22 protein-coding genes are annotated in these 21,683 nt (G+C 62.8%); 12 read left to right on the top strand and 10 right to left on the bottom strand.

Annotation, left to right across the window (positions count from 1 at the left end; translation table 11 throughout):
- The first annotated feature begins 88 nt into the window (after positions 1–88).
- On the top strand, positions 89–1,051 hold the full coding sequence (fliK, locus tag ACYVL5_RS08425; protein WP_460595115.1) for a flagellar hook-length control protein FliK: 963 nt from the start codon (positions 89–91) through the stop codon (positions 1,049–1,051).
- Positions 1,032–1,346, top strand: coding sequence for an EscU/YscU/HrcU family type III secretion system export apparatus switch protein (locus tag ACYVL5_RS08420; protein WP_460595114.1), 315 nt, complete (start codon positions 1,032–1,034; stop codon positions 1,344–1,346). The genes fliK and ACYVL5_RS08420 overlap by 20 nt, the downstream gene beginning before the upstream one ends.
- Here the strand turns inward: ACYVL5_RS08420 and ACYVL5_RS08415 are convergent.
- The 3 genes from ACYVL5_RS08415 to purM are packed head-to-tail and all read right to left on the bottom strand — an operon-like array spanning position 1,319 to position 3,913.
- Complete coding sequence (locus ACYVL5_RS08415) at positions 1,319–2,233, bottom strand: ChaN family lipoprotein (RefSeq protein WP_460595113.1); 915 nt, start codon at positions 2,231–2,233, stop codon at positions 1,319–1,321. The two genes, ACYVL5_RS08420 and ACYVL5_RS08415, sit on opposite strands and share 28 nt — an antisense overlap.
- Positions 2,230–2,844, bottom strand: coding sequence for a phosphoribosylglycinamide formyltransferase (gene purN / locus ACYVL5_RS08410; RefSeq protein WP_460595112.1), 615 nt, complete (start codon positions 2,842–2,844; stop codon positions 2,230–2,232). The genes ACYVL5_RS08415 and purN overlap by 4 nt, the downstream gene beginning before the upstream one ends.
- A gap of 22 nt (positions 2,845–2,866) precedes the next feature.
- Entirely contained in the window at positions 2,867–3,913 is a 1,047-nt protein-coding gene (gene purM / locus ACYVL5_RS08405) for a phosphoribosylformylglycinamidine cyclo-ligase (protein ID WP_460595111.1), read from the bottom strand.
- Positions 3,914–4,019: 106 nt separating this feature from the next.
- Between purM and rimI the strand changes: the two genes are divergently transcribed.
- From rimI to ACYVL5_RS08375, 6 genes are all read left to right on the top strand, one after another.
- The gene (gene rimI, locus ACYVL5_RS08400) at positions 4,020–4,493 is read left to right on the top strand and encodes a ribosomal protein S18-alanine N-acetyltransferase (protein ID WP_460595110.1); all 474 of its coding nucleotides are present in this window, start codon (positions 4,020–4,022) and stop codon (positions 4,491–4,493) included.
- A gap of 1 nt (position 4,494) precedes the next feature.
- A complete protein-coding gene (locus ACYVL5_RS08395; protein WP_460595109.1) occupies positions 4,495–5,304 on the top strand; it encodes a dihydroorotate dehydrogenase electron transfer subunit in 810 nt (269 codons plus the stop codon).
- Positions 5,305–5,306: 2 nt separating this feature from the next.
- Positions 5,307–6,224 (top strand): dihydroorotate dehydrogenase, encoded by a 918-nt coding sequence (locus tag ACYVL5_RS08390; RefSeq protein ID WP_460595108.1) that lies wholly within the window; start codon positions 5,307–5,309, stop codon positions 6,222–6,224.
- Entirely contained in the window at positions 6,224–7,258 is a 1,035-nt protein-coding gene (locus ACYVL5_RS08385) for a KamA family radical SAM protein (RefSeq protein WP_460595107.1), read from the top strand. The genes ACYVL5_RS08390 and ACYVL5_RS08385 overlap by 1 nt, the downstream gene beginning before the upstream one ends.
- Positions 7,259–7,544: 286 nt before the next feature.
- Entirely contained in the window at positions 7,545–7,703 is a 159-nt protein-coding gene (locus tag ACYVL5_RS08380) for a hypothetical protein (RefSeq protein WP_460595106.1), read from the top strand.
- Between the two features lie 64 nt (positions 7,704–7,767).
- Positions 7,768–8,160, top strand: coding sequence for a TraR/DksA family transcriptional regulator (locus ACYVL5_RS08375; RefSeq protein WP_460595105.1), 393 nt, complete (start codon positions 7,768–7,770; stop codon positions 8,158–8,160).
- Positions 8,161–8,163: 3 nt separating this feature from the next.
- On the opposite strand, the gene ACYVL5_RS08370 is transcribed toward ACYVL5_RS08375, so the two are convergent.
- From ACYVL5_RS08370 to ACYVL5_RS08360, 3 genes are all read right to left on the bottom strand, one after another.
- Complete coding sequence (locus ACYVL5_RS08370) at positions 8,164–9,255, bottom strand: AAA family ATPase (RefSeq protein WP_460595104.1); 1,092 nt, start codon at positions 9,253–9,255, stop codon at positions 8,164–8,166.
- Between the two features lie 58 nt (positions 9,256–9,313).
- Entirely contained in the window at positions 9,314–11,224 is a 1,911-nt protein-coding gene (locus ACYVL5_RS08365) for a SpoIIE family protein phosphatase (RefSeq protein ID WP_460595103.1), read from the bottom strand.
- A gap of 219 nt (positions 11,225–11,443) precedes the next feature.
- Positions 11,444–11,995, bottom strand: coding sequence for an HD domain-containing protein (locus ACYVL5_RS08360; RefSeq protein WP_460595102.1), 552 nt, complete (start codon positions 11,993–11,995; stop codon positions 11,444–11,446).
- 184 nt (positions 11,996–12,179) lie between these two features.
- Between ACYVL5_RS08360 and ACYVL5_RS08355 the strand changes: the two genes are divergently transcribed.
- Entirely contained in the window at positions 12,180–13,583 is a 1,404-nt protein-coding gene (locus ACYVL5_RS08355; RefSeq protein ID WP_460595101.1) for a sigma-54-dependent transcriptional regulator, read from the top strand.
- A 12-nt stretch (positions 13,584–13,595) separates the two neighbouring features.
- Here ACYVL5_RS08355 and gptM read toward each other — a convergent pair whose 3' ends face one another.
- The gene (gene gptM / locus ACYVL5_RS08350; protein WP_460595100.1) at positions 13,596–14,927 is read right to left on the bottom strand and encodes a geopeptide radical SAM maturase; all 1,332 of its coding nucleotides are present in this window, start codon (positions 14,925–14,927) and stop codon (positions 13,596–13,598) included.
- A gap of 399 nt (positions 14,928–15,326) precedes the next feature.
- On the opposite strand from gptM, the gene ACYVL5_RS08345 reads away from it, so the two are divergent.
- The 3 genes from ACYVL5_RS08345 to ACYVL5_RS08335 are packed head-to-tail and all read left to right on the top strand — an operon-like array spanning position 15,327 to position 19,599.
- Entirely contained in the window at positions 15,327–17,120 is a 1,794-nt protein-coding gene (locus tag ACYVL5_RS08345) for a TonB-dependent receptor plug domain-containing protein (RefSeq protein WP_460595099.1), read from the top strand.
- A complete protein-coding gene (locus tag ACYVL5_RS08340; protein ID WP_460595098.1) occupies positions 17,108–17,956 on the top strand; it encodes an ABC transporter substrate-binding protein in 849 nt (282 codons plus the stop codon). Before ACYVL5_RS08345 ends, ACYVL5_RS08340 begins: the two co-directional genes overlap by 13 nt.
- Positions 17,956–19,599 (top strand): sensor histidine kinase, encoded by a 1,644-nt coding sequence (locus ACYVL5_RS08335; protein WP_460595097.1) that lies wholly within the window; start codon positions 17,956–17,958, stop codon positions 19,597–19,599. The genes ACYVL5_RS08340 and ACYVL5_RS08335 overlap by 1 nt, the downstream gene beginning before the upstream one ends.
- Here the strand turns inward: ACYVL5_RS08335 and ACYVL5_RS08330 are convergent.
- The 3 genes from ACYVL5_RS08330 to cheB all read right to left on the bottom strand — a co-directional run bounded on the left by ACYVL5_RS08330 (position 19,531) and on the right by cheB (position 21,594).
- Positions 19,531–19,830 (bottom strand): hypothetical protein, encoded by a 300-nt coding sequence (locus ACYVL5_RS08330; RefSeq protein ID WP_460595096.1) that lies wholly within the window; start codon positions 19,828–19,830, stop codon positions 19,531–19,533. The genes ACYVL5_RS08335 and ACYVL5_RS08330 overlap by 69 nt on opposite strands.
- Positions 19,831–20,121: 291 nt before the next feature.
- Positions 20,122–20,496: a response regulator gene (locus ACYVL5_RS08325; protein ID WP_460595095.1), complete on the bottom strand. Its 375-nt coding sequence runs from the start codon at positions 20,494–20,496 to the stop codon at positions 20,122–20,124.
- A gap of 63 nt (positions 20,497–20,559) precedes the next feature.
- Positions 20,560–21,594: a chemotaxis-specific protein-glutamate methyltransferase CheB gene (cheB, locus tag ACYVL5_RS08320; protein ID WP_460595094.1), complete on the bottom strand. Its 1,035-nt coding sequence runs from the start codon at positions 21,592–21,594 to the stop codon at positions 20,560–20,562.
- Between the last annotated feature and the right edge of the window lie 89 nt (positions 21,595–21,683).

The raw sequence follows: 21,683 nt of genomic DNA, 5'->3' as shown, positions 1-21,683 counted from the left end.
ATCTGGCTTCATTTATCGCTTATCGGCTGTAGAAAAGATATATTTAGCCGAAATGGAAGGGAGTAGAGGACGTAACGGGGCAGACCGCATGTTCATCAACGACGAAGCTCAAAAACAGGTTCTACCGGTACTGGCCCGGACCACCTCGGTCAGCCCCTCCGCCGACCTCCAGCAGCGCGCCGGCGCGCTGTTGCAGATGAACCCCGGCCAGCAGGTCAAGGCCGAGATCATCGCCAACCTCCCGAACAGCCTCTACCTGGCCCGCATCGCCGGGGAGCTCTACCAGCTGGAGATCCCTCTCAACGTGCAGCCTGGCGAGACCATGGACATGACCTTCGTGACCGCGGAGCCGCGGATCACCTTCCAGATCCTCCGCTCGCCGGACGGGGGGGCGTCGGTCAAGCTGAGCTCCATGGGGAGATGGCTCTCCAACGTGGCGATGGGCGCAGGTCCCATGGATGCCCCCCAGGAGCCGCTTTTGGAGGGGGCGCCCCAGGCGCCGACCCTCCTGGCCGAACGGCTCAAAGCGGCCCTGACCCAGGTGGGGCTCTTCTACGAGTCGCACCTCGCCCAGTGGGCGGCGGGAGGGCTGCAGCTCTCCGAACTCCTCAAGGAGCCCCAGGGAAAGCTTTCCAGGATCTTCAAGGGGCGGGGAGAGGGCGACGACAAGGGGAAGGAAGGGGAGGGGGAGATTGCCGATCAGGCGACCCTTCCCATCGTGAAGGAACAGCTGCTCCTTCTCAACTCCGGCGTACTGAACTGGAAGGGGGAGGCCTGGCCCGGGCAGGGGATGGAGATCGCCATCAGGCGGGGGGACGAGAGTGAGGAGGGGAGCGTCGAGGCCGACCTATCCCTGGTGCTCCCCCACCTCGGTGGCGTGCGGGCGAAGCTCGCCCTCGGGCGCGAAGGGCTGTCGCTTGAGCTCGTCTGCGACCAGCCGGGCGTGGCAGGAACAATGAGGGAAGAAGGGGATCGGCTGCGCTCGGCGCTTGCGGTGGCCGGCGTGAGTCTCACCAGGATGGCGGCTAAGGATGTCGAAGCGGAACGCTGACATGAAGCGGGCGGTGGCCATGGCCTACGGGGCGGAAGACGGCGCTCCGCGGGTGGTGGCCAAGGGGACCGGCATCACCGCCGAGGCGATGATCTCCCTCGCCAGGGAGCATGGCGTATACGTCCACAGCTCACCCGAGCTCGTCACCCTTCTCATGCAGATCGATCTCGACCAGGAGATCCCTCCCGAGCTGTACCAGGCGGTGGCCGAGCTCCTCGCCTGGCTCTACGCCATCGATCAGCAGATGGCCCACAAGATCGACTCCATTCACAGAAGCGGCTCCTCCAAAAGGTAATCCCCGTCCTCCCTGGTGACTGTGTCCCGGGTCAGGCCGGGGACCGGAGGGAGGAGCACCTTGTAGCGAAGCCCCGAGAGTTCCTCGGGAATCCCCCCCTTGATCCTGGCATGGCCCCCTCCGGCTACCACCACCATGACCGCGTTCGGCCGGCGGGCGAGGTACTCCTCGATCTTTCTGGCCATCACCCGGTTTCTCAGCATCTGGGCTTCGCAGAGGTAGCGGAAGGAGTCGCCGGAGCGGCCGTGAGGGGGGTAGGCCGAGGCGATGAAGGCCTGGTACTCCTCGCTCACCGTGGCGTCGGTGCCGGGGGGGAGCAGGGAGCGGTCGTGGCTGTCGAGGGCGGCGAATCCGCGGGTGGCGACCTTTTCCACGATGCGGCGGGGTGCGTTGAGCGCCACCACCGGGATGTGGCCTTCCCGGGCGAAGAGGAGGATGTCGCGGTACTGCGAGTAGGGGATGTTCCTCCACTCGATGGCGAAGAGCCGCTCCATGGTCGGCTCCGGGAGCCTTCCCGAACTCCAGGCGTCCAGCGCGGGCTGGCTGGCCTGTTCGAACATCTCCATCCCGATCGCCAGCTCCTTCCCCTGTCCCTGGAGCGATTTCAGGACCTCGAGCTGTAGTTGATGGTGGGATGAGGAGTTGTGGCGCTCGCCCACGAGGACGACGCGGGCATTGCGCAGGTCGTCGAGCATGATCGCCACCGGGACGACGGCACCGTCCTTGACGCGGACAGCCCTGGTGATGGAGCAGGCGCAGAGGTTAAGCAGGCAGGTGAAGAGGAGGAAAAGCCGGATGAGCTGCCGCCGGAACCGACCTTCGTCAGAGATGTCCGACAGACAGGTTGCTGAATTGCCACCCTGGTGCAGCGGCCGGTAGTCGTTCACCGCTTCACCAGCACCCGTCTTCCTTGGAGGGTGAGGCGCCCTTCGGCGTAGAGCCTGATCGCCTCCGGGTAGATGCGGTGCTCTTCCTTCTGGATGCGGGCCGAGAGGCTCTCCTCGGTGTCCCCCTCCAGTACCGGCACCGCGGCCTGCATGATGATGGGCCCGGTATCGCAGCCGGCATCCACGAAGTGGACGGTGCAACCGGCCACCTTGGCTCCGTATTCGAGGGCTTGGCGCTGGGCGTGGAGTCCGGGGAAAGCCGGAAGTAGGGCGGGGTGGATGTTCATGATGGCCATCGGGAAGGCGTCGATGAGGACCGGGGTGATGATCCTCATGAAACCGGCCAGGACCACCAGGTCGACCTGAAACTCGCGTAGAGTCGCCACCAGCGCCTCGTCGAAGGCCTCGCGGCCGGTATAGGCGCGGTGATCGAGGTGGACGGCGGGTATGCCGGCGTTTCTCGCCCGCTCGAGCGCGTAGGCGTCGGTCTTGTTGCTGACCACGCAGGCCACTTGGCCGGGGAGGTCGCCGCGGGAGCAGGCGTCGATGATCGACTGGAGGTTGGTCCCGTTGCCGGAGACCAGCACTCCTATCTTGATGTCGTTCGCCATGGATTTTCGAAAAGCGGGAGCCCTAGACGAGCTCCACGCACTCCTTGCCGGGGTCGCACTTGACTACTTCGCCGATGTGGTAGGCGGTCTCGTTGAGACCGGAGAGGCGGATCATGACGTCTTCGGCCTCGCGTTCGGGGACGATGAGCACCATGCCGATGCCGCAGTTGAAGGCCCTGAACATCTCGGATTCCTCGATGTTCCCCCCGTCCTGGATGACCTTGAAGATCTCGGGGATCTCCCAGCTTCCCTTCCTGATGACCGCCTTGCAGCCGTGGGGGAGCACCCGGGGGACGTTTTCCACCAGGCCGCCGCCGGTGATGTGGGCCAGGCCGGAGATGTTGAAGTCGCGCAAAAGGTTCATGACCGAGCGGACGTAGATGCGGGTGGGGGTGAGGAGCTCCTCGGCCACCGTTTTCCCCAGCCCCGGGATCTCCTGGTGGATGCCGAGACCCATCCGCTCGAGGATCACCTTCCTGGCGAGGGAGTAGCCGTTGGAGTGCAGACCGGAGGAGGAGAGCCCGATCAGGTGGTTGCCGACCGTGATGGAGGAGCCGTCGATGATCTTCTCGCGCTCGACCACGCCGACCGCGAACCCCGCCAGGTCGTACTCGTCGCCGCTGTAGAAACCGGGCATCTCGGCGGTCTCCCCGCCGATCAGGGCGCAGCCGGCCTGCACGCACCCCTCGGAGATCCCCTTCACGATGGAGGCACCTTTGGCCGGGTCGAGTTTGGCGGTGGCCAGGTAGTCGAGGAAGAACAGCGGCTCGGCACCCTGCACGATGATGTCGTTCACGCACATGGCCACCAGGTCGATCCCGATGGTGTCGTGCTTGTCGGCCAGGAAGGCGAGCTTAAGCTTGGTGCCCACACCGTCGGTGCCGGAGACCAGGACCGGGTGCTTGTATTTCCCCATATTTAATGAGAAAAGCCCCCCGAATCCGCCGATGTCCGCGAGGACCTCCGGGCGCGAGGTTGCCTTTACCAGGGGCTTGATCATCTGCACAAAGGTGTTGCCGGCGTCGATGTCGACCCCTGCGTCTTTGTAAGTAATTTTAGTATTTTCCAAGGTATACCTCCGTCCTGTAAGGGGGTAAATCTAGCGCATATCCCTCTAAAAGTCAAAGTGAAAAAGTTGTTTACTTCGCCTTGACCTTTGCTTATCATGCCCTGTCGTGCCCAGCTTTCATGAGAAAATAGAGCTCCGTCGGCTGGTTGAGAAGGATCTCGACAAGGTGCTGGAAATCGAGTCATCCTCCTTCTCCCGCCCCTGGACCCGCCAGCATTTCCTCGACGAGATCGGTTCTTCCTTGAGCACTCCGGTGGTGGCCGTGACCGGGGAGGGGGGCGTGGCCGGCTACCTTTGCCTTAAACAGATAGTGGACGAGGCGGAGATCCTGGACGTGGCGGTGAACCCGGCCCTGCGCGGGCGGGGGATCGGCCGGCTGTTGGTGGAGCATGCCCTGTCGGAAAGCCGTGACAGCGGGGCCCGGGTGGTCTGCCTCGAGGTGGCGGCCGGCAACGGAGGGGCTATCGCACTCTACCGGTCGCAGGGGTTCACTGAGGTTGGTCGGCGTAAGAAATATTACCACAATGGCGACGACGCCATACTGATGGAATATACCTTCAGCGCGCAGTCAGAGGAGTGAGATGCAGTTCAAATCAATGGTGCTATCGAACGTGGAAGTCTCTCCCGGGTACTTCCGAATGAGAATGACCGCCCCGCAGGAGCTTCAGGAATCCTCCCCGGGGCAGTTCCTGATGCTCAAGGTGGTCGATGCCATCGATCCCCTGCTCAGGCGTCCGTTCGGCCTCTTCGACGTGGGAACCTTCGCACCCGAGTACGCCGGTTGCGGTACCCAGTGCTACACCGAGATCCTCTATAAGGTGGTGGGGAAGGGGACCAGGATGCTCTCCGCCCTGCACCACGGCGACCTGGTCGATCTCCTCACCCCGCTCGGCAAGGGGTTCACGGCCGGGCCCGCCGGGGAGGAGAAGGTCCTGGTCGGTGGCGGCATCGGCCTCGCCCCGCTGTACTACCTCGCCAAGGACCTGGTCCTCAAGGGGGAGAAGGTCAGGCTCTTCGCGGGCGGCAGGAACCGGGACGACATCCTCTGCATCACCGAGTTTGAGCGGCTGGGGGTGGAAACCTACGTCTCCACCGACGACGGTACCCTCGGTGAGCGCGGCCTGGTCACCCAGGTGCTGGAGCAGCACCTGGGAAGCGGCATGCGGATCTTCGCCTGCGGCCCGACCCCGATGCTGAAGGCGGTGGCACTCATGGCCCAATCCCGCGGCGTTCCCTGCCAGGTCTCCATGGAGGCGGGCATGGCCTGCGGGGTGGGTGCCTGCCTCGGATGCGTCCTCAAGGGAGCCAACCACACCGACGAGACCCCTGACTACCGCTGCGTCTGCAAGGACGGCCCGGTCTTCGACAGTTTTGAGCTGCAATGGAGTTAACGATGACTAGACCCGACATGTCCGTGGAAATCGCGGGGATCAAGATGCGCAACCCCGTCATGACCGCCTCCGGCACCTTCGGCTACGGCGCGGAGTTCGCCGACTACCTGAACCTGGAGAGCATCGGGGCCATGGTCAGCAAGGGGCTTTCTCTGAAGCCCAAGGCCGGCAACCCCACCCCGAGGATCGTGGAGACCCCGGGCGGGATGCTCAACGCCATCGGCCTGCAGAACGTGGGGGTCGATGCCTTCATCAACCAGAAGCTCCCCTACCTCAAGGACGTCAACACCCCGGTGATCGTCAACCTCTACGGCAACACCCTCGAAGAGTACGGCGAGGTCGCCGCCCGCCTGGACGGCCAGCCGGGTGTGGCGGGGATCGAGGTCAACATCTCATGCCCCAACGTCAAGCAGGGGGGGATCGTCTTCGGCACCGACCCGCAGGCGGCCCAGGAGGTGGTGCGGCTGGTGAGGAAGAACACCACCAAGCCGATGATCGTGAAGCTTTCCCCCAACGTGACCGACGTGGTGCTGATGGCGAAAGCCTGCGCGGACGCCGGGGCCGACGCCCTCTCCCTCATCAACACCCTGACCGGCATGGCGATCGACCTCGACAAGCGCCGCCCGGTACTGGCCAACGTGACCGGCGGCCTCTCCGGCCCGGCCATCAAGCCGGTGGCGCTGCGGATGGTCTGGCAGGTGGCCAGGGCGGTGAAACTGCCGCTCATCGGGATCGGCGGTATCATGAACGCACGCGACGCCCTGGAGTTCATCCTGGCCGGCGCCACCGCCATCCAGGTCGGCACCGCAAGCTTCCTCGACCCGGGCGCCGCCGAGCAGATCGCCCGCGGGATGGAAGCCTACCTGGCCGAGAAGGGGATTCCCTCCATTGCCTCCATGATCGGGGCGCTCGAGGTCTGATGGAAAGCTGGGAGAGAGAGCTTAAACGATGCGTTACCAGCCCGGAGGAGCTTTCCGGGCTTTTTCGCATCGACCAGGCGCCGCTTGCCGAGGTGGCCACCCGCTACCCGATGCGGATCACCCCGTACTACCTCGGGCTCATCCGCGAGGTGGGGGACCCCATCTGGCGCCAGTGCGTCCCCGATCCCGAGGAGCTCTCCGATCTCTCCCAGTCCCCCGATCCCCTCGACGAGGAGCGCCTCTCCCCGGTTCCGGGGCTGATCCACCGCTACCCGGACCGGGTCATCTGGATCGCCTCCGCAGCCTGCGCCGTCTACTGCCGCTTCTGCATGAGAAAGCGCGGGGTCGGCTGCTGCGGGATGCGGTCGGCCCCCCTAGAGGAGGCCGCCTGCTACATCGAGTCCCGGCCGGAGATCCGCGACGTGGTCCTTTCCGGCGGCGACCCCCTCCTCAATGCCGACGACCGCATCGAGGCCATCCTCTCCCGGCTGAGGAAGATCCCGCACGTCGAGATCATCCGGGTCGGGACCCGGGTCCCCGCCACCTTCCCCCAGCGGATCACCCCGCGGCTTTGCCGGATGCTCAAGCGGCACCATCCGCTGTTCGTCAACACCCACTTCAACCATCCGGCGGAGGTGACCCCCGAGGCGGCGGCCGCCTGCGCCCGCCTGGCCGATGCCGGCATCCAGCTCGGGAACCAGACCGTGCTCCTTAAGGGGGTCAACGACGACCCGTCGGTCATGCGGGAGCTGATGCGCCGGCTGCTCGCCATCCGGGTGCGCCCGTACTACCTCCACCAGATGGATCTCGTCAAGGGGACCGCCCATTTCCGCACCCCGGTATCCCGCGGCGTCGAGGTCATGGAGGCGCTGCGCGGCCACACCTCCGGCCTCGCCGTCCCCCACTACGTCATCGATCTTCCGGGGGGGAAGGGGAAGGTCGAGGTCCCGGCCGGTCAGGTTCTCCGCGACGGCTCGCGCCTGCAGGTGAGAAACTACCTCGGCGAGGAGATCCTCTACCAGGATCTCGAATAGGGGCGGAACCTCCCGCTCCAGCCCCCGTCATCACCACTCCAAACTTTCGTCTGCACTCACTTTCGCCGCTTCGGCGACTTACCCAATGTACTTGTTTTCCCTCCTACTGACTGCACTTGGAAGAGGAGAGCTAAGGTGCTGTTGAATCCCCCAAGAGGTGGTATCATGGTGGTATTCAAAAACAGTTACTGTGCTCGATTCCGATATCTGTGGGTGCGTCGCCGGGCGGCCCCGCTTGGGCTAGTCAGTGGCGTGGTCGTCTGTCTTGAGTAGGGGAGGAGACGAAATGAGAAGGCTCTCCATAGAAGAACAGATCAGGAAGGATCGCACTGTCGTCAACAATGTGAAGCCACCGGTGTGCGGAGTGTGCGGTGCGGTACTGGAGCTGGACAACGAAAGCGGCCAGTACCAGTGCCCGGTTTGCGATGCCGACGAATCACCCTGAGGCTGAGGGATAACGTGGTAGCGACCGAGGCGCAATAGGTGCCGCACGGTCGGGGAGGTGGCAGATGGAGGGGAGGCTTGAGGGAGACGCACTAGAACTACGGAACCTGTTGGCCGAACAGAAGAGGCGACTGTGGGCTTCGCTTCGCGAGGAGATCTTCGAGCGGGCGGGCGAGGAGATCCACGCCCAGTACGACATTCCCCAGGACATCGGGGAGCAGAGCATCCTCGACCTCCTCTCCGATGCGGGGCTCGCGGTGGCCGACATCAGGAAAGGCCAGCTGACCCAGCTGGAGGAGGCTCAGAAGAGGCTGGAGGCGGGGACCTACGGAAGGTGCGAGTCGTGCGGAGAGCCGATCGGCGTCGAGCGGTTGAGGGCGGTGCCTTTCGCCCCGTTTTGCGTGGGGTGCCAGCGCGCGCAGGAAGCTCCCCCTAAGGGGCCGGGAACCACCCTGTAGCTGCTACAGCAGGGCGTCGATGGCGGCGAAGTCCAGGTGCTGCTCGGCGTTGGCCATGATCCAGTCGAGCTTCTCCTGGTCCTCGAAGGTGATCTTGGCGACGTCGTCGGAAAGCGCGGTGAAGACGTCGGCGGTGGTCTCCTCCACCCTGATGTAGGGGATATGGCTGTCGCTCAGGATCTGCTGGCTGATGCTGGAGACCGGGCCGTGGCCGGCGATCACCAGGCCGGCGATCTTCTCCTTGTAGGCCGGTATGTGGTAGAGCGAAGAGAGGGTGACGATCAATTCGTCGCGGGAGCTCGTCACGATCATCAAGGTGGAGTCCAAAAGGCCGTCGATCACCCGCTGGGAGGAGGCGGCACCCAGCTGGATGTTGTAGATGATGCGGCTCTTCTCGTTGGGATCGCCGTGCAGCGGCAGGTCGAAGAGCTTCGAGATGTGACCAAGCGTCGGGTTGGCCAGGAGCGGAGAGAAGTTGAAGCCGTCGATGACCGCGAGCCCCGACGGCTGAAAGGCCCGCTTCAGGTAGTTGCGGGTCAGCTCCTTCTTGGCGGGGATCAGCTTGTTGACTATGATCCCCCGGACGTCCGCCCCCTCGCGCTGGTAGAGGGCGAGGTTGAGGTGGACGGCGTCGATCACCTTCCCGATGCCGCTCTCGGTGACGATTATGACCGGGGCGCCGATCAGCTGGGCGACCCTGGCGTTGTTGAGACCCACCACCGCCCCCACGCCGCCGTGCCCCGCCCCCTCGATGATCAGGAAGTCGTACTTCTCCTCCAGTTCCCTCACCGCCTGCACCACGCAGTCCGAAAGCGAAATGTCGTCGAGTTTGCCTGCCAGGTAGTCCTTGGTGAAATCCTTGTGCAGCGCCACCGGGGACATGAGGGCGATGTCCTCCTCGAGCCCGAACGCCTTGGCCATCAGGAGGGCGTCCATGTCCACCATGAAATCGTCGTAGAGAAGGACCTTGGGGCCGAACGGCTTCATGAAGCCGACCCTCCGGTACTTCTTCCTCGCCTGGTGCATCAGGGAAATGCTGATGGTGGTCTTACCGCAGTTCTGTCCGGTTGCCGCCACAAAGATCTTCTTCGCCATCGATAAACCCCTCGCTCGAGATGGCGTATGTTTACACGACCGTATCGGTGCCGTCAAGTCACATGAACTTCAACAGCAAAAGCGAAATGTCGTCCTGGACCCCGCCGTTGCCGGCGAAGCCGCGGACCGTCTCGATAACGGTAGCGATGATGGTGGCGGCTGGCTCCTGGTGGTGCTCGGCAAGAACCTTCCTGAGCCGTTCGCTGCCAAACTGCTCCCCTCCCTCCCGCTCGGCCTCCACCACGCCGTCCGTGTAGAGCACCAGGAGGTCCCCCCGTTCCACCTGGATGGACGGCTCCTCGAAGTTCACCCCCTTCTTGATCCCGAGAATCAGTCCCTCGCCGTCCAGTTCCATGAAACAGTCGGCGGCGGGACGGTAGAGGAGGGTGGGGGGGTGCCCCGCGTTGGCGAAGGCGAGGCGGCGGGTCCCGATCTCGAGGCTCAGGTAGGTGAGGGTGATGAAGAGTTCCGAGCGGCTGAGGTCCTCGTGCAGGAGGTCGTTCAAGGCGGAGACGATGTCGCGGGGGCGGCTGAGGGATTTCAATTGGGCCCGCAGCACGCTCCTGGCCTCCACCATGATGAGGGCGGCGCCGACGCTGTGGCCGGAGACGTCGGCGATCACCAGGTCGAGGTGGCCGTTGTGGAGAAAGATGTCGTAGTAGTCCCCGCCGATGTGGCTGGCCGGGACGCAGCGGCCGGCACAGTCTATCCCGGTGAGGGGGGGAGGTGCGGGGGGGAGCAGGGAAAGCTGGATCTGCTTGGCGATCTCCATCTCCTTGAGCATGCTGGCGTTTTCCAGCAGCGCCCGCTCGGCATCCTTGCGCTCGGTGATGTCCTGCTTGATGCAGACGAAGTAGCGGATCACTCCCCTTTCATCGGTCACCGGGGTGATGGTCTGCTCCTCGGGATACAGGGTCCCGTCCTTTCTCCGGTTCACCATCTCCCCCTGCCAGACTTCACCGGCGTTGATGGCGCGCTTCATCTCCTGGAAGAAATGGGGCGGGTTCAGGTCGCTTCTGAGAAAGCTTAAGTCCCGCTGCTTGGCCTCCTCGGGATGATAGCCGGTCATCCTGGTGAACGCCTCGTTCACCCAGATCACCATCCCGTCGCTGTCCGTGATCACGATGGCGTTGGCGGCGGCCTGCAGCGCGGCGCTTTGCAGCCTGAGCGACTCCTCCGCCCTCTTGCGCTCGGTGATGTCGGAGATCAGGCCATCGTAGGCGATCAGTTCCCCCTGTTCGTTGTAACGGGGGACGATGGTGTTGATGACCCAGCGGAGCGAGCCGTCCTTGTGCCGGATGCGGTGCTCCAGCGAGGGGATGTCGTGGCCGGCCCTGATCTCCTCGGTGAGGCGGGTGACCGCGGGACGGTCCTCCTCCAAGATCATCTGATACCAGAGGAAGGGGTTCTCCTGGTACTCCCCGGAGCTGTAGCCGGTGACCGTGAGGCAGCCGGGGCCATGGGATGTGTTGACCACCTGTCCCTCGCGCAGGGTCACCGTGTAGATGTAGTCGGTGACCGCGGCGACCAGCCGTTTGTAGCGACGCTCGCTCCTTATCAGGGCGGCCTCGGCCTCCCGCCTCTTTTTGCGGACTTCGGCCTCCTGCATCTCCCGCTCGATGGCGGGGACCAACCGGGAGATGTTCCCCTTGATGAGGTAGTCGTTGGCCCCCTCCTTCATGGCGTTGACGGCGGTGTCTTCGCCGATCTTGCCGGAGACGATGATGAAGGGGAGATCGAGGCCGCTGCCGCGGACCATCCGGAGGGCCTCAAGGCCGCTGAAGCCGGGAAGGACGTAGTCGGAGATCACCAGGTCCCAGCGCTCTTCCTTGAGGGCCTTGGCCAAGGTTTCGACGCCGTCGACCCGGGTGAAGATCGGTGAATAGTCGCCACGGCGCAGTTCGAAGACGAGGAGCAGGGCGTCATCTTCGGAGTCTTCCACGATCAGGACGCGTAGCGGCTTTCCCATCGCGCACCTTCGCCAAAGGGTTGGGGGCGTTGGCCCCGGATGACGGTCTGTGGAGGGGGATACTACGGGAGAAACGGAAGAAGTATAGCACAGTTTGCCGTTTTCTTCGTTTCGGGGAAAGGGAAAGGTGGTGTACCGCCTGGCTGCGGCCCTCATCGTCTTGCCGCTCCCGTCGCAGACGACGGCCGGTTGCCATGGCCGGCCCCACTTTGCGTGGGGTCAGCGGACTGCGAACTGCTCGAGCCAGCTTTCGAAGATGGTGACCTTCTGGCTGCCAAACACCGCCAGTTCGTTACGCACCTGGTCGGGGCTTTTCTCCCTCTCCAGTTCGCCCGGCCTCTTGGAGAAGAAGAGGTCCGCCATGGCCACTACGCGCTCGCAGGCGCACTCGGGGGACATGTCGCGGGAGGGGAGGGGGAGCTTCTGGATTTCGACGTCGCTTGCGGTGAGCCCCACGCCGATGTGGCGCTCGCAGACCATTGCATGGCGAGGGAATCCCTCCGCCTCGAGGATCGCTCGGCCGATGACGCCGTGGCAGATGTATGGGGCGGCGCCGAAGCACTTGAGCTTGGGTGCGTCGACCCGGCAGATGCCGATGTCATGGAGAAGGGCGGCCTCTTCGATGAAGGGAAGGTCCAGGCTGAGGCCGCTGTTGCCGGCGATGGCGAGCGCCTTGTCGGCGACCTTGCGGCTGTGGCGGTAGACGATGTCGAGGGCTTCCGGCTGGCCGTCGAAATATTTTTCCAACAATTGCCGTGGGGTGGGGGACATGAGAGGGCTCCTTTGCTGTCGCCAACAGATTAGGACGATTCGCGGCCGGATGCAACAGGTTCCCTGCACGGTCAGGAGCCCCTTGGGGAGAAAAAATGCCGGGGGGGATTGAAATAAGTTGAAGATAGTACATATTGACGCTATTATTTGAAACTTCTAAATCAGTCTTCCCGGACGGTACCAGATGACAGTGCAATCGGTTAACCAAAAGCATATGCTGGTGGTCGATGACGAACCGACCATCCTCACCGAAGTTTCGCTGCTGCTCGCTTCCAGCGATATCCAGAACGTCACCACCATCTCCGATAGCACCTCCGTCCTCCCCTTCATCCGGGAGCATCAGGTAAGTGCCGTCATCCTGGACTGGATGATGCCCCGGATGAGCGGTTCCGAGGTGTTGGCCGCCCTCGCGGCCGACTACCCGGAGGTCCCGGTGATCGTGATGACCGCCATGGGCGACGTGGAGACTGCCGTCGGCTGTATGAAGCAAGGGGCCTTCGACTTCTTGACCAAGCCGGTCGACCCCAACCGGTTGGTCGCCACCGTCAAGAAGGCGCTCCAGGTGAGCGACCTCGGCAACCAGAACAAGATCCTGAAGGATTACCTGCTGGCGGACAAGCTGCGCCACCCGGAGGCCTTCGATGGCATCGTGACCAACGCCAAGAAGATGCGGGGGATCTTCCAGTACATCGAGGCGATCGCCTCCTCGCGTCTCCCGGTGCTGATCACCGGCGAGACCGGGGTTGGCAAGGAACTCTTGGCCCGCGCCATCCACAAGGTGTCGGGTGTGAAAGGAGATTTCATCTGCCTCAACGCCGCCGGCCTCGACGACATGATGTTCTCCGACACCCTCTTTGGTCATAAGAAGGGAGCCTTCACGGGCGCCGACAGCCAGCGGGAGGGGCTCATCGCCGCCGCCGCCGGCGGAACCCTCTTCCTCGACGAGATCGGCGACCTCAACATGGCCTCGCAGGTGAAGTTGTTGCGCCTTTTGCAGGAGAAGGAATACTACCGGATCGGCTCCGATCTCCTCTTGAAGAGCGATGCACGGGTGATCGCCGCCTCCAACGTCGACTTCACCGCGCTCAGGGCGGAGGGAAAGTTCAGAAACGATCTCTATTTCAGGCTCTGCGCCCACGAGTTCCACGTGCCGCCGCTCAGGGAGAGGATCGAGGATGTGGGGCCGCTGGTCGATTACTTTGCCCACATGGCGGCCGAAGAACTCGGGAAACCGAAGCCGGCGCTGGCTGCCGGCCTGATGGCCACCCTGGAGCAGTACAAGTACCCGGGGAACGTGCGTGAGCTCTACAACATGGTGCACCACGCGGTCACCTGCAGCGAAACCGGCATTCTCACGCCCGCCGACTTCGGCCTCAAGCCCGCCCCCTCCAGGGCTCCCCAACCCCCGCTGAATGCTGACAACCCCTTCCTGGCGGTCTTCGGGAAGTTTCCCACCGTGCTTCAGGCGGAGGAGTATCTGATCGCCGAGGCTATGAAGCTCACCAACGGCAACCAGACCATGGCGGCGGAACTGCTCGGTCTCACCCGTCCCACCCTGAACAAAAGGCTCAAGCAGGAAAAGCAGTAACTGCGCCGGCGGCTAGATGCAGTAGTCGACGGCCTGGGTGGGAGTGGGGAGGGGAGCTTCTCTACGCTGGATCCGGGGGACGGCCATGAGGACCATCTGCTCCAGGGCCGCATCGTAGAAAGCCCGACGGCAGTCGAGCGTGGAGATTGGCTTGTCGTTGAGCAAGTTGAGGAAACGGCAGCCACCGAAACAAATGGGGAGATAAGGACAGTCTAGGCACTCATCGTTTTGCCAGTTTCCGATCCCATGCGATTGCTTGTAGTCGGAGATGCCCTCCGCGATGTTCCCCACGCTGAATCCGTCGTACCCCATGAAAGCTGGGCACTTGTAGAGGGTCCCGTCATAGTTGACGACGATGTTGTGGTCAAACTCCACCACGCAGGCGGATGCCTTCAGTTTGGGGACCGGGAATCCGCGGGAGATGGTTTCCTGGCGCAGGAGGGGGAGCGCTTCCACCAGCCACGGTTCGCTTGAGGACGCGCATTCCGAGCCGTGCTCGGTGCAGCCCGCCTTGGCGGTGACCGGGGTGAACAGGACCCGGTGGAGCTTCTCGGGCCGTAGCCCGGCTTCCACGAGGTAATCGAGCAGGCGGGGAAACTCCCGGTAGTTGTCCTCCCGGCAGTTGCCACCCAGCATGACCTGGATGATGTCGTACACCTCCAGGAGATTCCCTACGATACAGTCGAAGCTCCCCGCTCCTGAGCTGAATGGCCGCTGCCGGTCATGGATCTCCCGCGGACCGTCCAGGGTGAACTTCGCGCCGCGCAGCCCGTAGGGGATGAGCCTCAGCGCGGTCTCCCGGTTGAGGAGCGTTCCGTTGGTGACCAAGTCGAAGGTGTAGGTGACTCCATGGGCCTGGGCGGCTTCCATCAGCGGCTGCGAGATCGCGCAGATAAGATCCTCCGACAGCAGGGCCTCGCCGCCGTAAAAGGTGAGCGTGACGTTCATCCCCTTCTCGAGCTGGTTTCTCTTGAGTGTTTCCACCAACTGAGCCGCCGTTTCTTTCGACATGTACTGCTCGTGGCGAAATCCCCCCTCATAGCAGTAGACGCAATCGAGGTTGCAGTCCAGGTTGAGCACCACCACCCCCCTGAAGTTTCGCAGGTTGCTGTTGGCACGGTCGATGACGGAACGGACCAGTTCCCGCTCGACGCTCGGGTGGTCGACCAGCATGCCGAGCTTTCTCAGGGTCTCCCCTTCGGGGCCCAACGTCGACCCGCTCAGCACGGCGCTGAGGGTGGTGCCGGAAACGAGGGCGGTGGAACTGCGAAGGGTGGAGAAGAGGAGAAAATAGCCGGCTTTGTCTTTGGAGGGATAGATTTTGAGATAACGGGATAGATGCATGTCGGGAAACCTTCGGTAACTCTTTCTCGCTGTTTAAAGGGAACCGTTCTCGGGCAGGGAACAGGTAGATGCCCCGGGGAGACCGGGGCATCTTGGGATCGTGCTTGTTAGATGAAAAGGAAAGAGCACAAGCAACAGGCAATACTTTCCTCGAGTTCCGGGTCCTGCCCGGCCTCGATTACGACGAGGGGTTCTTCAAACTGGCCCATGGGTATCACCTCCGTTTTTTTTTGATTGAAAGCTAGACTCGACGTCCAACATATGTTAGATTAGCACAGTCTTATGAGTTGGGCAATAAAAATTTAAAAATATTTATTATATTTTTCCAGTGAGGGGGGTGTTTTGACGAGGAGGCGAGGGCACATACTGGGCGTTTTCAGGTGGACGTGGCCATACTCCTTGGCCCTGCTCTGCCTGCTGCTTCTGGTCTCCGCCGCCGATGCGGAGGAGGACGAGCTGCGCTCCCTCGAACTGTACAACGGCTCCCAGAGCGAAACCGTCTCCGTTGGCCGATCGCCCCGTCCCGCCTCCCAGACCGCAGAAAACATCACCGTCGTCACCGCAAAGGACATAGAGGCCCTCAACGCCCACACGCTAGTAGATGTGCTCAATCTGGTGGCCGGGGTCCAGATCGACTACAGCCGCACCCCCGGTTCGGCCACCTTCGTGGAACTGCAGGGGTCAAACTTCAACCATATCCTGGTCCTCATCGACAACGTTCCCATCAACAATTTGGCCGACAACTTCCCCGACATCTCCATCCCGGTCCAGATGATCGAACGGGTGGAGGTCGTCAAGGGGGCAGCGTCCTCCTCCTGGGGCAACGCCCTGGGCGGGGTGATCAACGTGATCACCAAGTCTCCCCAACTGGACAGGGGGGTGGGGGGGACGGTTTCCGCTTCGGTCGGTAAGGCATCCACCGTCGACGGCCGCGGTGAACTCACCGGCACGACCGGCGGATTCGGCTACTACCTGACCGGCGGCAAGCTTCGCTCGGACGGTTTGCTCCCCAACAACATGGTCAGTCTCGACCATTTCTACGGCAAGCTCCGCTACGATCTCCCCGGCCAGGGTTCACTCAGCCTGACCTCAGCCTACAGCGATGTTAACCGCGGTGAACTGCAGGTCGCCGAGATGGACCTGAACCGGCAAAACGACCTGGATCAGCTGATCGCCACCTTTTCGGCCCAATATCCCTTCACCGACCGGATCAGCCTGGATGCCATGTACCGCACCAGGCGGATGAATTCCGACCTCCTGTACTACCGCCTCTCCACCGGAGACCTGCTGAGGGATGTCAGGGACGAGGAGGTCAGCAACGGCGGGGTTGTCAAATTGACCTACCTCGACAATCTCCAGCGCGTGGTGGTGGGGGTCGACTATGACCACCTTAAGGCCCACCTGAGCCAGCCGCAGACCCGGGCCGACTTCCTGGTCAGCAGAGACGATCGGGTAGGGGTCTATCTCAACGATACCTTCACCCTCGACCGCTTTGCCGTCACTCCCAGCGTCCGCTACGACCATAGCTTGATCAGCGGCGATCTCTTCAGCCCCAGCTTCGGCATCACCTATGCCTTGACCGAAAACACCGTGCTGCGTGGGTACACAGCCAAGGGCTACAGCATCACCTCCCTCAACCGGGCCAACTCGCTGGAAAAGGTCTGGACCTCCCAGGTCGGGATCGAATCGGCCGACATCAGCTACCTCTGGCTCAAGGGCACCCTCTTCCGCAACGAGACCTGGGACATCTCGGTCCAAAACCCCGACGGCAGCCAGAGCATGCAGCGGCAGCTCAAGCGAGGCGTCGAGGTCGAGGCGAGAACCCTTCCGGTCTTCTTTACCTCGCTCTCGGTCGGATATACCTATGTGGACGCCGAGGTAGACGACACCGGCGCCGCGGTGACTGGCATCGCCCGCCATACCCTGAATGTAGGCGCCAAGTACGAGGACAGCCACAACTTCCGGGCCGAGCTTACCGGTCATTACATAGACTGGGTCTCCGACGCCGAAAACCAGGCCAAGACCGAAATGATCTGGGACCTACACCTCGCCAAGAAGGTGATCTATACCGACCAGGTGGCGGTTGAATTCTACGGATCCCTGCGGAACATCTTCAATGGCGACCAGTACAGCCATTACTTCTACAAGAATCCCGGACGGTGGGGTGAGGTGGGGATCAGATGCCAGTTCTGAGAGCCGCCCTAATAGCGGTCTTGTTCCTGCTGCCTCTTCCGGCCCTGGCCTACGATATCCTCGTCCTGCAATCGTTGCACGAGAAGGGGTACGATGAAGCCGTTCGCGGCGCGCGCCGCGGTTCGAACGCCACCATGCGTACCCTCGTCCTCTCCGACTACGTCGAGACCGACATCACCCGTATCATCCGCGAGGAACATCCCCGCGTCATCATCGCCGTGGGGGAACGTGCGCTAGCGGTGGCCGAGAAGGCCCGCAACGTCCCGGTCCTGTACATGATGGCGCTCAATCCCAAGGTCCGCCAAGGGGTGACCGGGGTGGCCATGTTGCTCGATCCCTCCCGCTACCTGTCGGTCTTCAACTCGATGGGCGTTCAGAAGGTAGGGGTGATCTACGATCCCAACCGCTCGGGTGCCTACCTGCGCAGGGCCCATTTCGCGGCACGGCGGGCCGGCATCGAACTCATCACCCGCGAGGTGCGGGTCCCCAAGGAGACCCCGGCCGTGTTGGAATCCCTCAGGGGGAAGGTGGAGGCCCTATGGATGATCCCTGACGTCACGGCGGTATCCCCAGCTTCCACCGAGGCATACTTCCTATTTTCCCAATCCCAGGGGGTCCCGGTGGTCACCTTTGCCGACGTCTACCTCTCCATGGGGGGGGCCGTATCCCTCGGCATCGACCGCTACGACATCGGCAAGCAGGTGGGGGAGATGGCCCAAAGCCTCCTCTCCGGTACCCCCATCGACGAACTTCCGCCCCAGTCTCCCCGCAAGGCGCTCACCAGAACCAATGACGGCGTCCTGCGCAGGCTGAAGATCAGCGGCACGGGGGGCTAGTGAAAAAGTCCTCCCGCATCTCCTCCTACCTCAAGAGCTTCAGCTTCAGGCTCTACCTCATCTTTTCGGCGACCATCGCGCTTTTGACCGCGGCCTTTGCCTTGGTCTACGTCATCACCGAAAGCCACGGCTACCGGACCACGTTGGAACGGGAAGGGAAGCTGATGGCCACCATCCTGGCCCAAAATGCCCGCCTCCCGCTGTTCGCCGAGAACCGTGACGCCCTCTCGCTGATGGCGGCCGACACCGTCCGCCACTCCTCGGTCATCGAGGTGTCGATCAAGAGCGCCGAGGGGCAGCTTTTGACCGAGGCGAGGAGCCGGAAGGAGAAGGTGGGTGAGACCATCGACATGGAGGTGCCGATCACCTCTCCCGGCCAGATGCTCTCCCCAGAAGCGGCACTCCTGGGCCGTCCCCCCGGTGGAGAGAACCGGGTCATCGGCCAGGTCCACCTCCGGCTCGATACCTCCGGCGTCCGGGACCAGCTGAACAACCTGCTGATCGCTTCGCTCGCCATCGGCACCCTTTTCTGGATCATGGTCTCCTTGCTTTGCTACCAGATCCTCAAGCGGGCCACCGGCTCTTTCAAACTCCTCTTGGCCGGCATCGAGGAGATCGGCTCCGGCCACCTCTCCACTCGTGTCGATCTCCCCGGCGATGATGAACTGGCCCGTTCGGCGAACGCCATCAACGCCATGGCCGCCTCCCTCGAGCTCAGGGAACTGGAGAATCTCTCCCTTCAGGAAGAGCTACTCAAGGCGATGAAGCTCGAGGTGCAGGAGGAGAAGAAGCGGGTCATGGCCCGCCTGATCCAGACCAACAAGATGACCTCGCTGGGGCTTTTGCTTTCCTCCATGGCCCACGAGATCAATAATCCCAACGCTTCCATCCGCTTTTCCGGGCATATGATCTCCAAGATCTGGGCCGACGTAGTGCCGCTTCTTGACCGGGTGCGGGAGGAGGAGGGGGACTTCTACCTCGGGGGGGTCCCGTTTCAGACCGCGCGCACCGCGCTTTCCGAGAATGCCGCCAAGATCGTTGAGAACTCCGAGCGGATCGCCCGGGTCGTGCAGGGGCTTCGCGAGTACGGTGTCGGGGACGGTTCGCGGCTGCGCCCCAATCTCAACGTCAACGACGCGGTGACTGCCGCTCTTTCGGTGCTCGCCTGCCAGATGAAGCAGAACATCCAGCTCAAGACCTCGCTCGGCACCGACCTTCCCGTCATCGTCGGAAGCCAGCAGCAGATCGAGCAGGTGCTCATCAACCTCATCATGAACGCCATGCAGGCGCTTCCCAACGCCTGCGGCGAGGTGGCCGTGATGACTCGTTTCGACCAGAGATCCAACGAGGTGGTAGTGGAGGTTCAAGACAGCGGCACCGGCATCGGTGCCGAGACCATGGAGAGACTCTTTGAACCGTTCTTTTCAACCAAATTGGACAGGGGGGGGAGCGGCCTGGGGCTCTATATCTCCCAGTTTATCGTGGCCGAGCATGGGGGGAGGTTGCTGCTGGTCTCCGAGCCTGGCCAGGGGACCCTGGCCAGGGTTCTCATTCCCGCCAAAGGAGCGGATGCCTCACTGGGTGAGGTGGTCGCCGCCGAGGACCATCAGCATGTCGCCGATGCGGTCCATGAGGCTCGTTAAGGCCTCGCCTTCGTAGTTCCCGCCGCAGATTCTCCTCATCTGGGAAAGCAATCCCTCGAACTTGTCCTCGCTGCAGACGCCGCTCTCCGCTTCCTTCGGGATCGCCTCGTTGAGAAGAAGCCTCTTCATCTGGATCAGCTGTATCTCAACCCGAAGCTTCTTGATGGTCGGCATGTCGCTCTGCTTGAGAAGTTGGAGGCACTGGTTGATGATGCTGTATTGGTAGTCCATGGACACCCTCCATTACCGATGTAACCACATAACTCCTTGCTGGTTCCAATAACCGTGCCAAAGTGCACGGCCTGAAAACCCCCGTTATTAGCGGGAGGCAAGGAGGGGAGGGGCGGCGCGCGGTGTGAATTTTTTTACAACCCGGGGTGCATTTTTGGATAAAACGCTGGAAAAACAGCAACCTGAACACTATTGTAAAATTTTTCACAGTTCGTTTTTTTACAGTTGGAGCGAAGAGGAGAGGAGAGGCGCCCTCATCGAACCCTTGCGGGTCGATGAAGGCGCACTCCCCTAGCGGGAGGCGAGGCAGGAGCGGACCTTGCCGACGACCTGCGCCGGAGAGAACGGCTTGAGGATGTAGCCGTCGGCGCCGGCTTCCCGGACCAGTTCGCGCATCTCCTCGTCGCTTTTGGAGGATAGGAGCAGGATGGGGATGTCCCGGCTCAGCTCGTTGTCCTTGAGGATCTTGGCCTTCTTGTTGCCGTCCAGCATGGGCATCATGATGTCCATGATGATCAGGTCCGGTTTCTGACGGGAGAAAATGAAGCGGTTGGCCTCGATGCCGTTGGTGGCGGTTTCCACCCGGTAGCCGGCGTCCTCGAGAGCGTCCCTGGCCATGGCGAGGACCAGGTCGCTGTCATCGATGATGAGTATCGTTTGGTTCAAGTCTTTTATCTCCTTTATGATTTCAGCCGCCCCCGGTGGTGACCGGGCGGCAACCGGCTTCGGCTAGGCGAGCGCGAAGAGGCGCGAGATGGCCGACGGCATCCGGTCCAGGGGGAGTACCTGGTCGGCGGCCCTCAGTCCGATGGCGGCTTTGGGCATCCCGAACACCGCGCAGCTCCCCTCGTCCTGCACCAGGGTGGTTCCCCCCTGTTCCCTGATCCTGAGAAGCCCCTGGGCTCCGTCCTTTCCCATCCCGCTCAGAAGCAGGCTCACCACCTGGTTGCATTTCTGCTCGGCAAGCGAGTTGAAAAAGACGTCGATGGAAGGGCGGCAGCAATTTACCGGCTCCCCCTGCACGAGTTTGATCTTTCCGTCGCTGACCGTCATGTGGCAGCCGTCGGGGGCCACCAGCGCCAACCCCGGTAGGAAACGGTCGCCGTCTTCGGCGACCCTGACCGGCAGGGCGCATTCGCGGTCGAGCCAGGTGGCGAACCCCGCCGCGAAGCCGTGGGCTATGTGCTGGACCACGAAGACCGAGGCCGGGAAGTTGGCGGGGAGCTCTCTCAAAAGGGTCATCACCGCCCGCGGACCGCCGGTGGAGGCCCCGATGGCCAGGATCTTCGGGGGAACCGACGGCTGCTGCCGGGTCTCCTCCTGGCGCGGCGGGGAAGGCTTGCGGCGCGGGTGCCTGGTGACCTTGATCCCCCCCAGCACCTTCACCTTTTCGATGAGCCGCTGGGAGAAGACCCTGAGTGCACCCGGTGCCCCCAGGTCAGGCTTGAGCATCACGTCCAGGGCCCCGCGGCGGATGGCGTTGCCGGGCTGGTCCCCCTCGCATCCCTCCAGCGCCGCGGAGAGAACGAGCACGGGCGTGGGGGTGTTGGCCATGATCTTCTCGATCCCCTCCATCCCGTCCACCCCCGGCATCACGAGGTCCATGATGACCAGGTCCGGTTTGAGCCCGACGGTGCGCTCGGCAGCCTCCTTGCCGTTGCAGGCGTAGCCGATCACTGCGATCTCCTCCCCGCTTTCTTCCAGGATATCGGTCAGCACCTGGCGAACCAGGAGGGAGTCGTCTGCAATTAGTACTCGAATCATCATCCCGCCCGGTATCCATTAAGCCAGCAGGATTTCGACACCCACTGCTGCTTCATGATCTGTTACTGGTTGCTGGTTTTCGTGAGGTG

Source organism: Geomonas sp. Red276 (assembly GCF_054784495.1).
This window is presented reverse-complemented; position numbering and strand designations above follow the sequence as displayed.